Origin of the sequence: Gordonia sp. GONU, assembly GCF_024733855.1 — a bacterium.
Taxonomy (GTDB): Bacteria; Actinomycetota; Actinomycetes; order Mycobacteriales; family Mycobacteriaceae; genus Gordonia; species Gordonia amicalis.
In genome coordinates this window covers 26,844-39,928 of record NZ_JANRHB010000028.1, presented here as the reverse complement: position 1 = coordinate 39,928, position 13,085 = coordinate 26,844, and the positions used below count along the sequence as shown (strand labels likewise).

Annotated in this window: 14 protein-coding genes and 1 tRNA gene; 8 read left to right on the top strand and 7 right to left on the bottom strand. The window is 67.7% G+C overall.

Features of this window, described 5'->3' with window-relative positions:
• Positions 1–221 precede the first annotated feature (221 nt).
• On the top strand, positions 222–722 hold the full coding sequence (locus tag NWF34_RS19690; protein WP_258325903.1) for a thioesterase family protein: 501 nt from the start codon (positions 222–224) through the stop codon (positions 720–722).
• Here NWF34_RS19690 and NWF34_RS19685 read toward each other — a convergent pair.
• Positions 696–1,943: a hypothetical protein gene (locus NWF34_RS19685; protein WP_258325876.1), complete on the bottom strand. Its 1,248-nt coding sequence runs from the start codon at positions 1,941–1,943 to the stop codon at positions 696–698. The genes NWF34_RS19690 and NWF34_RS19685 overlap by 27 nt on opposite strands.
• Positions 1,944–2,088: 145 nt before the next feature.
• On the opposite strand from NWF34_RS19685, the gene NWF34_RS19680 reads away from it, so the two are divergent.
• The 4 genes from NWF34_RS19680 (at position 2,089) to NWF34_RS19665 (ending at position 6,030) form a co-directional block, all read left to right on the top strand.
• Positions 2,089–3,213 carry a magnesium transporter CorA family protein gene (locus NWF34_RS19680; RefSeq protein WP_258325875.1) on the top strand — a complete coding sequence of 375 codons (1,125 nt, stop codon included), beginning with the start codon at positions 2,089–2,091 and terminating at the stop codon, positions 3,211–3,213.
• 7 nt (positions 3,214–3,220) lie between these two features.
• Positions 3,221–4,135 (top strand): ABC transporter ATP-binding protein, encoded by a 915-nt coding sequence (locus tag NWF34_RS19675; protein WP_258325874.1) that lies wholly within the window; start codon positions 3,221–3,223, stop codon positions 4,133–4,135.
• Entirely contained in the window at positions 4,132–4,932 is an 801-nt protein-coding gene (locus tag NWF34_RS19670) for an ABC transporter permease (protein WP_258325873.1), read from the top strand. Before NWF34_RS19675 ends, NWF34_RS19670 begins: the two co-directional genes overlap by 4 nt.
• Before the next feature lie 114 nt (positions 4,933–5,046).
• Positions 5,047–6,030 (top strand): alpha/beta hydrolase family protein, encoded by a 984-nt coding sequence (locus NWF34_RS19665; RefSeq protein ID WP_258325872.1) that lies wholly within the window; start codon positions 5,047–5,049, stop codon positions 6,028–6,030.
• Between the two features lie 51 nt (positions 6,031–6,081).
• On the opposite strand, the gene NWF34_RS19660 is transcribed toward NWF34_RS19665, so the two are convergent.
• Entirely contained in the window at positions 6,082–6,756 is a 675-nt protein-coding gene (locus NWF34_RS19660) for a helix-turn-helix domain-containing protein (RefSeq protein ID WP_006438748.1), read from the bottom strand.
• Between the two features lie 173 nt (positions 6,757–6,929).
• Here NWF34_RS19660 and NWF34_RS19655 point away from each other — a divergent pair, with 173 nt between their 5' ends.
• Entirely contained in the window at positions 6,930–7,745 is an 816-nt protein-coding gene (locus NWF34_RS19655) for a class I SAM-dependent methyltransferase (protein WP_006438747.1), read from the top strand.
• Positions 7,746–7,761: 16 nt separating this feature from the next.
• Here the strand turns inward: NWF34_RS19655 and NWF34_RS19650 are convergent, their stop codons facing one another.
• From NWF34_RS19650 to NWF34_RS19640, 3 genes are all read right to left on the bottom strand, one after another.
• Complete coding sequence (locus tag NWF34_RS19650) at positions 7,762–8,649, bottom strand: exodeoxyribonuclease III (protein WP_024498771.1); 888 nt, start codon at positions 8,647–8,649, stop codon at positions 7,762–7,764.
• The gene (locus NWF34_RS19645; RefSeq protein WP_006438744.1) at positions 8,642–9,442 is read right to left on the bottom strand and encodes an SGNH/GDSL hydrolase family protein; all 801 of its coding nucleotides are present in this window, start codon (positions 9,440–9,442) and stop codon (positions 8,642–8,644) included. Before NWF34_RS19645 ends, NWF34_RS19650 begins: the two co-directional genes overlap by 8 nt.
• 9 nt (positions 9,443–9,451) lie before the next feature.
• A tRNA-Ser gene (locus tag NWF34_RS19640) sits at positions 9,452–9,539 on the bottom strand.
• 95 nt (positions 9,540–9,634) lie between these two features.
• Here NWF34_RS19640 and NWF34_RS19635 point away from each other — a divergent pair.
• Positions 9,635–10,603, top strand: coding sequence for an NAD(P)H-quinone oxidoreductase (locus tag NWF34_RS19635; protein ID WP_006438626.1), 969 nt, complete (start codon positions 9,635–9,637; stop codon positions 10,601–10,603).
• 1 nt (position 10,604) lies between these two features.
• Here NWF34_RS19635 and NWF34_RS19630 read toward each other — a convergent pair whose 3' ends face one another.
• Positions 10,605–11,108 carry a MarR family winged helix-turn-helix transcriptional regulator gene (locus NWF34_RS19630; protein WP_006438627.1) on the bottom strand — a complete coding sequence of 168 codons (504 nt, stop codon included), beginning with the start codon at positions 11,106–11,108 and terminating at the stop codon, positions 10,605–10,607.
• A gap of 74 nt (positions 11,109–11,182) precedes the next feature.
• Positions 11,183–12,379: a cysteine desulfurase-like protein gene (locus NWF34_RS19625; protein ID WP_006438628.1), complete on the bottom strand. Its 1,197-nt coding sequence runs from the start codon at positions 12,377–12,379 to the stop codon at positions 11,183–11,185.
• A gap of 116 nt (positions 12,380–12,495) precedes the next feature.
• Here NWF34_RS19625 and NWF34_RS19620 point away from each other — a divergent pair, with 116 nt between their 5' ends.
• A complete protein-coding gene (locus NWF34_RS19620; protein WP_024498773.1) occupies positions 12,496–13,053 on the top strand; it encodes a bacterial proteasome activator family protein in 558 nt (185 codons plus the stop codon).
• The last annotated feature ends 32 nt before the right edge of the window (positions 13,054–13,085 follow it).

Sequence of the window (13,085 nt, the reverse complement as noted above, 5' to 3'; positions counted from 1 at the left end):
CGATCAAGCGCCTCGATCTCACGTAAAACTCCCTACCCGGCAAACCCCGACCGCACCGGAAGTCCTCGTTCGCCATGCATGTGCTCCGCGCCGACCGATCCGGACGCGTGGCGACATCTAGACTGTCAGACTACCTGCCGGTCGGCAGGTCGAGACGTCGCGAAAGTGGCCGATCCGATACCAATCACCACACAAACGGTGCCCCCGAGTGAAAGTCGATGATGCACAAACCTCCGAGCGGGCAGAACTCACCGAAAGACAAGCTCGAGGACGGGGATCTGAACGACAACGGGTACGCGTTCGTCGCCGACATCCCGGTCCGGTGGTCGGACATGGACGCCTTCGGACACATCAATCACGCGCGCATGGTGACTCTCATGGAGGAGGCCCGCATCGCATGGCTTCTCAGCGCCGGCGAGGAGTACGCCCCCCTGATCACCAGCGCGATGATAGTCCACGTCGACATCCGATATCAGGCCCAACTCCGACACGACGACTCGCCGCTGCTAATCGGCATGTGGATCAAGAACTTTCGGTCGGTCGACTTCACCATCGGCTATGAGATCCGGGGCGCGAACGCCGACCCGGACAGCCGGCCGGCGTGCGTGGCGAGCACGCAGATGGCGGTCGTCGACGTCGAGAATCACACGCTTCGACGCCTCAGCTCCGAGGAGAAGGACTACCTCAAGGCCTGGTCACGACGGCTCGTAGCGGGCCGGTAGCTCCCGCGGTACGGCCGGGGATATCCGGGCGATGTTGCCCTGCAACACATCTCGGTAGATCCGAAGCTGCTCTTCACCGCTGCGCACCTGTTCGGTGAGACGCTTGGCGTTGTCGACCGAGATCTCCCGATCACCCGACCGCGCGATCAGCGCGTCGATGCGGTCGTCCAGGGTCATCGCCTTGTTGTACTCGGCGAGCACCTGGAGTTCGTCGGCCGCCGACTCGACGACGTGGGCGACCTCGCCGAGCGCCTGCACGCGATCGATGAGTTCGGTCCACACCGGCCGGAGCGTGGTCTCGCGCCGGTCGATCTGGGCCGCGAAGGTGCGATCGAATCCGCCGTTGCGTTTCGCGCGGTCGAGGTCGATGCGGACGGCTCGCAGGGCGATCACGTCGGCGGCGATCTCGGCGAGCTCGGCGTGCAGGTTGACCTGGGTGCGCTGCACCTCGAAGTGGTCGGAGCGCCATGCGGGATTGCCGACGATGCGGTCGTAGTAGTGCCCCGCGATGAACAGGAGGGTCTCGTAGCCGTCGACGAAGTTCGCCGCCCGCGGGGCCCCGCCCGGCGCGTCGCGTCCGGTCGCGAAGAGCTGATCGGCCCACTGCCCGGCCTGCGGGTTGCCCGACTTCGCGGCGACCTGCCCGACGACGCCGGCGATGCGGTCGATGGCCGCAGTACCCGCGCGCCGGACGTAGCCCGAGGAGTTGACGTTGGGTGTCGGCGTGCACAACAGCCCGGCGAAGAGCCGCTCACGTTCCTCGATCTCGAGATAGATGTTCTCGCGGCGCTCGCGGCGGATCGCCCGCGTCCCGGAGGCGAGGATGCCCTTGGCGGTCACGATGTACTTGCGCGCGTCGTCGCGGCGCCGTTGCAGCCCGTTCAACCGGTTCCTCAGGACCGCGCCGACGACGCTCGGCACGACCGGGCTGGACAACTGGTGTTCGAGCTGGAAGATCGCCCGCTGCAGGCGGCGCAGGTCGCCGAACCCGGCGGGGACCGTCGGCATCGGCCGGCCGGTGGAGATCCTGCGCACCACGACCGCGCGGCCCCCGGGTGTCAGGTAGCCCGCCGCCACCAGCAGTGCGGCGGTGTCGGACAGCTCGCGCCGCTCACCCGGCACCGACGACCGGTCGCACCACTCGCGGATCTGCTCGCTCGTGCGCGCGGGCATCCGCCGATGCCCTCTCGAGCCCTGCCCATCCGGGCCCTTGTCGACCATGCCACTGCCGCCTTACTGGAAGAATCGGTCCGCGCCCCGTATCTGCAGACACCGGCTTCGATGCTACCCGCGGTCTCCGACACGTCTGGGTGACCGTGATCTCCCCCTGGGACCAACCGGTGGTCCGGGGTGACACGATGTGCGCATGACCGATTCCGTCGCGGCCGGTACCGGACACTCTGCGAGCGAGCGGGTACGCGGCCAGATCTGGCGCAATGGCGAGGCCGTCGGTGCATTCGACCCCGACGGCTTCGACCTCGACGCGATCTCCGACTGCCTCGACTCCGGCGATCCCGACACCCTCATCTGGGCCGACCTGGAATGCCCGTCCCACGAGACGCTGTCGCGGGTGGCCGCAGAAATCGACCTGGATCCCTTCGCGGTCGAGGACACCGTCGCGGCGGCCGAACGGGTCAAGACGGTGGTGTACTCGGGCCACACGTTCGTGATGGTCTACGCGATCGCGCTGCACGACGGCGACTCCTCGTCCGACGCCGATGCAGAGCCGTCCGACGAGGTGTCGGAGAGGGTGTCGGGGACCGACTTCCGTGCGTCGATGAACGGTCACGCGCGAATGTTCGACCTGCACCGCATCTCGATCTTCGTCAAGCAGAACGCCCTGATCACCGTGCGCCCGACGCCGGGGTTCGACATGGACGAGGTGGTCCGGCGCTGGACGGAGAGCGGCGCGATGCAACACGGCATGGGCGCACTCGTCCACGGCCTCCTCGACGTCGTCGTCGACGGACATTTCGACGCGGTCCAGCGACTCGACGACGAGATCGAGGACCTCGAGGCGCTGCTCTTCGACGAGCGCGTCCCGGGCCGGGAACTCCAGCGCCGCACCTACGATCTCCGCAAGGACCTCGTCGTGTTGCGGCGGGTGGTCCTACCGATGCGCGAGGTGATCGCCGGCATCCAGCGGCGTCGCTTCGAGAACAACGCCCCGCCCGAACTCGATCCCCACTTCTCGGATCTGTACGACCATGCCCTGCGCGCGTCGGAGTGGACGGAGTCGTTGCGGGATATGATCACGACCGTCTTCGAGACGAACCTGACGCTCGCCGACGCACGGTTGAACACGGTGATGAAGAAGCTCACGGCATGGGCCGCGATCATCGCGGTACCGACCGCCATCACCGGCTTCTACGGACAGAATGTGCCATTCCCGGGTTATCTCAAAACATTCGGTTTCATCATGAGCATCTGTTTGATAGTTGTTGTCGTGCTGAGTCTTTACATCTCCTTCCGACGCCGCGATTGGTTGTGACACGACGGTGAACTCTCCTGCCATCACGATCGATGGACTGACCAAGCGCTTCGGTGCGGTCGCCGCGGTCGACGACCTGTCCTTCACGGTCGCGCCGGGACGCGTGACCGGTTTCCTCGGCCCGAACGGTTCGGGCAAGACGACCACCCTGCGGATGCTGCTGGGTCTCGTCGAACCGACGGCCGGACGCGCACTCATCGGCGACCGCCCGTATCGGCAGATCCGCCGGCCCGCACAGGAGGTCGGGGCGGCACTGGAGGCGTCGAGCTTCCACCCGGGCCGCACGGGACTGTGGCATCTGAAGGCTCTGGCCCCACAGGTAGGGGTGTCGACGGCGCGGTGCCGGGAGGTGCTGGACTTCGTCGGACTCACCGAGGCCGCGGACCGCCGGGTCGGCGGCTATTCGATGGGTATGCGCCAGCGCCTCGGCCTGGCAACGGCATTGCTCGGCGATCCCCGGGTCATCATCCTCGACGAACCGGCGAACGGTCTCGATCCCCAGGGCATCGTCTGGCTACGCGGACTCTTCCGATCGCTGGCTCACGAAGGTCGGACGGTGCTCCTCTCGAGTCACGTTCTGGCAGAGGTGCGCAGCACCGTCGACGACGTGGCGGTCATCAGCAACGGTCGACTCGTCCGGGCGTCGACCCTCACCGAGTTCGAGGACCTCGCCGTCCACGCGGTCGGGGTCCGCACCCCGAGCCCCGCGTCGTTCGTGGCCCTGGCACGCGAGCGCGACTGGCGGATCGAGGACGCCCCCGGCGGCTTCCGCGTGCGCGGTGTCGACACGGCGACCGTCGGCTCCGCCGCATTCGGCGCCGGTATCGAACTGCATGAACTCACCGACGCCGGTGCCGATCTCGAGACCGTGTTCCTGCACCTGACCGGTTCGCCCACAACGTCGACGGGAGCTGTGCGATGAAGGCGGCACTGGTCGCGGAGTACCGCAAGTTCGTCTCCACCCGGATGTGGTGGGTGCTCCTCATCGCCATGGTCGGCTATCTGGCGTTCATCGGTGCGGTCCTTGCCTTTTCGATGACCGCGGAGAACGCCATGAACCAGCCGGTGCTGCTGTCGGGGGGCGATCTCGCGCGGTCGATCTACGCGTTGACCTCTCCGATCGGCTACGTGTTCGCCCTGGTCATCGGCAGCCTGGCGGTGACCGGCGAGTTCCGCCACAAGACCATCACCGCCAGTCTCCTGGTCGAACCACGGCGCGGAATCCTGTTGTCGGCCAAGCTGATCGCGGGCATTCCGATCGGCGCACTGTACGGCATCCTCGGCACGTTCGCGGTCGTGGCGACCGCCGCGCCGATCCTCGCACTCCTCGGGGACGGCGCCTTCCTGGGCGATGGCTCGACCATCGAGGTCATCGCCCTGTCGATGCTCGTGATGGTGCTGTGGACGGCGCTGGGCGTCGCCTTCGGCGCGGTGGTGTCCAACCAGGTGGCCGCGATCGTCATCCTGTTGGCGTTCACCCAGCTCGTCGAGCCGATCGCCCGGATCGCCCTGGCCTCCTTCGACGCCACCACGTCGGTGTCGAAGTTCCTCCCCGGTTCGGCTGCCGATGCACTGGTCGGTACGAGCTTCTTCGCCAGCATGGGCGAGGGTGCCTCGGATCTCCTCCCCCAGTGGGCGGGGGCCGTGGTGATGCTGGTCTACATCGCGGCGTTCGCCGTCGTCGGCCGGTTCACGACCCTGCGACGCGACATCGCCTAGGCGGCCACCTCTTCGCCTGCCCCGCTCGTTGCGATCAGATCACAACACCTGTCCCTTCAGTCACATCTGCCCCATACTCGACATGTCGACCGACCGCCGACGAGGGGATGCCGCATGCAACGACGCCGAACACTGACCGGGGTCGCGGGTGCGGTCGGAGCGTCCCTCGTCTCGCTTGCGCTCATCCCGGGTGTTCCGTCGGCGCTCGCCGACGACGACACCGCGCGCATCGTGTCGACGACCGCATTCGACGGCCGCGAGCGACTCGAGGTCTGGTCGCCGTCGATGGGCCGCGAGATCACCGTCGACGTCCAGCATCCGGCGGGAGACACCAAACGGCCCACGCTGTACATGCTCGACGGCGCCGAAGCCCACGACGAGGAGTCGGGCTGGTACGCGATGACGGATCTGCAGAAGCTGGCCGCCGGCGAGAAGCTGACAGTCGTGACGCCGGTCGGCGATCCGCACAGCTATTACACCGATTGGCGCACAGTCGATCCCGGCGTCGGCAAGAAGTACATGTACGAGACGTTCCTGACCGAGGAACTGCCCCCGCTGATAGACGAGGAGTTCGACGGCAACGGGCGCAACGCCATCGCCGGGGCGTCGATGGGCGGGGTCGCGGCACTGACCCTCGCGACCCGACGGCCCGCGCTGTACAGCGGAGTGGCGGGTTACAGCGACTGCGCCAACATCTCGAGCCCGCAGAACCAGCTGCTCACCCGGTGGGACGTGAGCCGCGGCGGCGGTGATGCGACCAACATGTGGGGCCCGTTCGGCGATCCGGAGTGGAGCGCGCACGATCCCTATGTGAACGCGGAGAAGCTCCGCGGCAAGACCATCTACATGTCGTCGGGCAACGGCGTCCCCGGCCGGTACAACAACCTGGTCGCCGACCCGATCGGCGAGACCGTCCAGGGCATCATCGGCGAGTTCGGCAGCTGGTCCTGCACCGGACAGATGAGCAAGCGCCTGTCCCGGCTCGGCATCCCCTACACCACCAACCTGCGACCCAGCGGAACCCACAAATGGGGGTACTGGAAGGAGGAGCTGCACGTGTCCTGGCCGATCCTGATGCGCTCGGTCGGATTGCGCTGACGTCCCGCCGGCCGAGTAGGTCCGAGGCGCCAGCCGAGGACCGTATCGAGGTCACGCCGGCCGCGGGATCGCAGCCGACACACTCTGTCCGATCCACGCCGGCACCTCTCGGGCGACCTCCGCCGGGGCGGTGATCTCGGCACGATCGGTGCTCAGCGCGTACCGCCAGTCGATGTCGCCGCGCCAGATCTCGGTGAGGGTTCTCAAATCGGTCGCGACGGTGGCGTCGACCTCGTAACCGGGATCGAAGTCACACACCTGCGCGTCGTCCCCCGAGACCACCAGATACCAGGTGCGCGCCTTGCCGATCACATCGCGAAACATGAACTGCACCACGGTTCGACGGCGCGGCCATTGATCGACCGGGACGGTCCGGCGCATGTCCCACATCAGCAGGTGCGGATCGAGATCGGCGTCTCCGAGATCGCCGACCCAGCGAATCCCCCACGCACTCAACGCCTCCACCACCGTGGTCAGTTCCTCACCCATGTCCGTTAGTGAGTACACCGAACGACCACCGACCTCGGACCGGCGGATGACTCCGGCCCGCTCCAGATTGCGCAGCCGCTTGGTGAGCAGCGCCGGCGACATCTTCGGGACGCCGCGTCGTAGTTCGTTGAAATGACGACTGCCCAGCAGCATTTCGCGAACGATCAGGATCGTCCAGCGCTCGTCGAGGAGCTCCATGGCCTTGGCGACCGGGCAGAACTGTCCATACGACGTCATCGCATCCTCCCTTGCGTCGATGAATCCAAGTACACACCCGCCGCACCACGATGACCAGTACAGAATGTGAACCGGAGTCGGTACAGATGTTGGCCTAGAGGGAAGTCGCCCCGACGGCGGAAGCTCGTGGTGTCCGGATACGAACATCGACACGACCACGACGAGGACACATCATGACCACGACCCAGCCCACGCCGTTCGACGCCGAGATCAAGGCGCGCCATCGCAAACTGTGGGCGGCGGGCGACTATCCCGCCGTCGCCGACCTGATCACCCCGCTCGGCAGGCGACTCGTCGACGCGCTGCACATCAAGTCCGGCGAGAAGGTCCTCGACGTCGCGGCCGGGGCCGGCAACGTCGCGGTGCCCGCGGCCCGGGCCGGTGGACACGTCGTCGCGACCGACCTCACGCCCGAGCTGCTGGAGACCGGCGAATCGCGACACGGCGATCTGGGCATCACCTGGCGCACCGCCGATGCCGAGGACCTCCCGTTCGACGACGACGACTTCGACATCGCGACGTCCTGCGTCGGCGTCATGTTCGCGCCGAATCACCAGAAGTGCGCCGACGAACTCGTCCGCGTTGTACGACCCGGCGGACGGATCGGTCTGATCAACTGGACGCCAACGGGTTTCATCGGTGAGCTGTTCGGCGTGATGAAGCCGTACGCACCACCGCCGCCGCCCGGAGCGCAGCCCGGCCCGCTGTGGGGCAGCACCGACCACGTGCGCTCCCTCTTCGGCGACCGAGTGACCGATCACCGGTTCACCACCACGACGGTGAAGATCGACGAGTTCTCCGACGGCGCCGCGTTCCGGGACTTCTTCAAGGCTTACTACGGCCCGACGATCGTGACCTACCGGAACATCGCCGACGACCCGACCCGCGTCGCCGAACTCGACACCGCCATCGCCGAGCTCGCCGACCGCTACTTCACCGACGGCCACATGGAGTGGGAGTACCTGCAGGCGGTGCTCACCGTCGTCTGACCCCGCCCTCGCAGAGTCACTCGGCGTATTCGACGACGAGCGGCGCGTGATCCGACAGCCGCAGTTCGGGCGCGGGTTCCTTGTCGACCTCGACCCGCTGCGCCCGACGCGCGAGTCCGGGTGTCGCGAGGTGGTGGTCGATCCGCCAGCCGACGTCCTTGACGAAGGACTCCCCCGCCCAGCTCCACCAGGTCAGCGGCCCCGGTCGGTCGCCGTGCAGCGCACGCACCACGTCGACGAGGCGGCGCGGACCGGTGATCTCACCGAACCACTCCCGCTCCTCGGGCAGGAAGCCCTCCATCTTGCGAGCGGCGCGCCAGTTGGTGACGTCGTGTTCGAGATGGGCGACGTTGAGGTCACCGAGTAGCAGGAACTCCCGCCCGGCGCGTTGTGCCGCGAGCCGGTTGCGCTGCAGTTCGCGGGCGAACCCCGCCAGGAACCGTTGCTTGCGTGCATGTTTGGCGCCACCGTCGGGCTTCTCCCGCATCGAGCCGGGCCGCTGCAACTCCGCGGGCAGACCTCCCTTGGGTAGGTAGATGTTGGCGACGGTCAGCGGCCGGTCGGCCAGATCGACCTCGACGTACCGCCCCTCGTGTGCGAAAGCGTTCAGCCCGCGTGCCTTCGGCGGATGGGTCAGCCAGGTGCGCACCGCGGCAGGTGCCGTGCGCGTCAGGATCGCCACCCCGTTTCGTCCCGGGATCGTGCCGACGTCGATCGCTGCGGTGTAACCGGCGAACTCCCCGACGTCGTCGGCACCGCACCGCAGTTCCTGTAGGCCGGCCACGTCCGGGTTCCGCCGGATCAGCCAGTCGTCGAACCCGCGGCGCCGTGCCGCCCGAATCCCGTTGACGTTGAACGACGCAACGGTCAGGCCGGTGTCGCACACTCTCCCGCCCTCAGACATCGCGAACGTTCATCGGGGTCAGTGACGGCCGTTTGGGTTCACGGCCGTCGCCGAGGGAGACCCCGCGGAACTTGCGGATCAGCCATGGCGTGAAGAACTCCACCGCCCACCGGGTGTCACCGGCCAGGGCGGCCACCCGGTGCGGTGCCCGAGCGGGTGGCAGTGGGCTGCCCCAGTCTGCGGTGCTGTCGGGCAGACCGAGGGCGTGCGCGGCAGCGTCGGCGAACCGCTCATGTCCGAACGGCGAGGCGTGCAGGCGGTCCGACGACCACGACCGCGGATCGGTCAGCACCGGTGCAGCATGGAGGTCGACGAGGAGAAAGCCGTAGGTCGCGGCGAACCCGCGATTCATCTCGTTGAGCTCCAGCAGCCGGGCTTCCTTGCGGGCGGCGAACGGGATGGTGCGGACGATGTTCGGGAAGGTCGACACGATGACCGTGGCGCCTGAATCCGCGAGCCGGCGATAGATCGTGTCGAGGTCTTCGTGCACCTGGGTGAGGTCGGAGCGGCCGATCACGTCGTTCATGCCGAGCGGTGCGGCGATGAGGTCCGGTCGCAGGGCCAGCGCCGGCTCGAGTTGATCTTCGAGAACCTGCCGCGTGCGTTTCCCGCGGATGGCCAGGTTGGCGTACTGCAGATCCGGGTTGAACGCCGCCATCCGCTCGGCGAGGCGGTCGGCCCAGCCGCGGAACTCCCACTCCGGGTGAGGGTCTCCCAGACCCTCTGTCTGACTGTCACCGATGGCCACGAAACGCGAGTACTGCACGGCGAAGATGATAATCCGCCGCCCCATCGGCCCTCTTGGCGGAAGCGGAGGGATTTGAACCCCCGGTGGTTTTACCCACGCTCGCTTTCAAGGCGAGTGCATTCGGCCGCTCTGCCACGCTTCCCTGAGAGGAAAGAGTACGTGAGGCTCTCCCGCGCAACATGACAGGCCCGACCCGATTCCCGCGGACGATCACGTCGCTGTGGAACCATCGACAGGGTGAAAGCCATCGTCGTCGAATCCGAGAACCTGTCCGTGCAGGACGTGCCCGATCCGTCACCGGCTGCCGGTGAGGTGGTGATCGACGTGGTGGCGGCCGGTGTCAACCGTGCCGACATCCTCCAGCGGGCCGGCAACTACCCGCCGCCGCCGGGTGCGTCGGAGACGCTCGGCCTCGAGGTGTCCGGCCGGATCTCCGCACTGGGTGACCAGGTGGCCGGCTGGGCGGTGGGCGACGAGGTGTGCGCACTCCTGGCCGGTGGCGGCTACGCGGAGAAGGTCGCGGTTCCCGCCGAGCAGGTCATGCAGGTTCCGCGGGGCGTCGACCTGGTGTCGGCGGCCGCGCTGCCCGAGGTCGCGTGCACCGTGTCGTCGAATGTCTTCGACACCGCGCACCTGAGCACGGGCGAACTGCTCCTCGTCCATGGCGGGTCGAGCGGCATCGGCACCCACGCGACGCAGGTCGCGCATGCGATGGGCGCCCGGGTCGCGGTCACCGCCCGCACCCAGGCCAAGCTGGACCGGTGCCGCGAATACGGCGCCGAGATCCTGATCGACTACACGCGTGACGATTTCGCGCAAATCCTGAAGGACAACGGCGGCGCCGACGTCATCCTCGACATCATCGGCGCCAAGTACCTGTCGTCGAACCTCAAGGCACTGAGCACCGACGGTCGTCTCGTGATCATCGGGATGCAGGGCGGCACGAAGGCCGAACTCCCCATCGGCCTGCTGCTCGCCAAACGCCTGTCGGTGATGGGCACCACGCTGCGCGCCCGCCCGGTTCACGGTCAGGGTGGCAAGGCCCACGTGGTGGCGGCGACGGTGGCCCGCACGTGGCCGTTGATCGAGGACGGGAAGGTCAAGCCGGTCGTCGACCGCACCTTCCCGCTCGCCGACGCGGCTGCCGCACACGACCACCTCAACAGCGGTGACGCCATCGGGAAGGTGCTGCTGACGGTCGGATAGGTCAGATCGCCCCCGGCGCGGACTCCTCGTCGGGGGCGTCGACCGCCGCCCTGATCTTGCGGAAGGCCGTCCCCAGCGCGGCGAACTCTTCGGGACTCATCGCGTCGACGACGAACTTCCGGATGACCCGGTCGCGGAGGTGGACGTGGGCGGCGAGCGTCTGGCGGCCCCGGTCGGTCAGCTGGACGAGTCGATGCCGGCCGTCGGTCTTGGATTCGAGACGTTCGACGTCGCCGACCTCGCTGAGCCGCGCGATCATGCGCGACACCGTGCTCACGCGCATGTGCACGGCGTCTGCGACCTCACTGACCCCCAGCTTCGGCGACAACTCGATCGCCTCCAGGATGCGGAGGTCCGACAGCGACAGCCCACGCTTCACGAACTCGTCGTTGACGCGCGCGAACAGCGCCCACCCCCCGTCGACGAGGTTGAGCCAGCTCTCGGCCTCGGCTGAGGTGAGTGACCGCGGAGGACCCGGGGCTCGATCTTCCTTCTTTCCCGACACAACAGGACAACCTACACTGGCATTAATTTGCTACGCGCAATAGTGAATACCGTGCGTAGCGGACTGTCCTCTGCTCAGGCGAGCGAACCAAGCGTCCGCACCAGGTGGTCGACCTCGTACGGCGTCGAATAAGGTGCGAGGCCCACCGTGACAGCACCCCCGAACTCCGGGGCACCCATCCGCACCAGCGCTCGGTTGGGGACGTCGGCGAGCGCGCACACGCCGTTGTCGGCGAGCCGGCGGACCACCTTGTCGGCACTGACGCCGTCGACCGTGAAGCTCACCAGCGGCACCCGGTTCTCCTCCGTGCCGACCACATTGACGTGGTTGAGCTGGGTCAACGTCGTGACCAGGTAATAGGTCAACCGTTGCAGGTACTCGTAGACGCCGTCGAGCGAGGTGACCAGGCGCCGGCGGCGTTTCCCGATACCGTCCTCGTCCAGCCCGGCGATGTGTTCGACCGAGGCCACCAGACCGGCCAGCATCGACCCCTGATGCGGTTCGGGTTCGAGCCGGGCCGGGCCCTTGGCACCGGGATCCATCGACATCAGTCGCAGGCGGTCGATGACGTGGGGTTCGCGGAACACCATCGCCGACATCCGCGGACCGCCCCAGCGCTCGGCGGACACCACGAGCACGTCGGCGCCCAGCTCATGGATGTCCAAGGACAGGTAGGGAGCGGCGTTGGTGGCGTCGACGACGAAGAGCGCGCCCGCACCGCGGACCAGCGGCGTGATCTCGCCGATGTCAGTGATCGCCCCGGTCGTCGACGAGGCCAGGGTCACCGCGACGACCTCGGTCTCGGGCGTGATGAGGTCGCCGAACTGCCACGCGGGCAGGGCGCCGGTCTCCACGTCCACCTCGGCCCACCGGATGCGGCCGGCATACCGTTCGGCGGCCCGTACCCACGGGACGATGTTCGGCTCGTCGTCCTGCCGGGTCACCACCACGTCGCCGCGCAGGAACGCGTGCGGTGAGAGGGCCTCGGCCAGGCAGGCCAGCAGGGAGTAGCGCGACGGTCCGATGACCACTCCCGCGGCGTCGCCACCGACGAGGTCGGCGATCGCGCGGCGGGCGCTGTCGGTGACCTCCGCGGTGGCACGGGCCGACGGGTACACCCCGCCGGGAGCCGCGGCCAGATGCCGGAAGCTGGTGGTCACCGCGGTGGCGACCGAATCCGGGACCTGCATCCCCGCCTGGGGGTCGAGGTGAATCCAGCCGTCGCCCAGCGATGGAATCAATCCACGCACATAGGCGACGTCGAAAGGCATGGCACGAGGATAGACGCCCGTCGTCGGGCCGATCATCGCGTCCGTCAAGTGCAGGGACTCGAACGATCGGCGTGCCCGAGAGGTCCCGGTCGGGGCGAATGGGCACAATGGAGACCATGGCAACGGATGGCACCCCAGGACCCGGTTCGATGCCCGGCCGCCCCTTTGGCGCCGGCGGCTCCGACGACGTGATCGTCGTGGGCGCAGGCGTGGACGAGTCGAAACCCGACGACGAGACGTCGGAGTCGTCGAGCCTCGCCGACATGGTCGAGCAGCCCGCCAAGGTCATGCGCATCGGCACGATGATCAAGCAGCTGCTCGAGGAGGTGCGTGCCGCTCCGCTCGACGACGCGTCGCGGAACCGGCTGCGTGAGATCCACCAGTCGTCCATCCGCGAACTCGAGGACGGTCTCGCCCCCGAGCTGCGCGAAGAGCTCGAGCGGCTCGCGCTCCCGTTCTCCGACGAGGGGACGCCGTCGGATGCCGAGCTACGGATCGCGCAGGCCCAGCTCGTCGGCTGGCTCGAAGGACTGTTCCACGGCATCCAGACGGCGCTGTTCGCCCAGCAGATGGCCGCGCGCGCCCAGCTCGAGCAGATGCGACAGGGCGCACTGCCACCGGGCATGCCCGCACCCGGCGGAGCGCACAGCAACAGCCCCGGACAGTACCTCTGAGGCCAGTACCTCTGAACCGGTCGACTCCTATC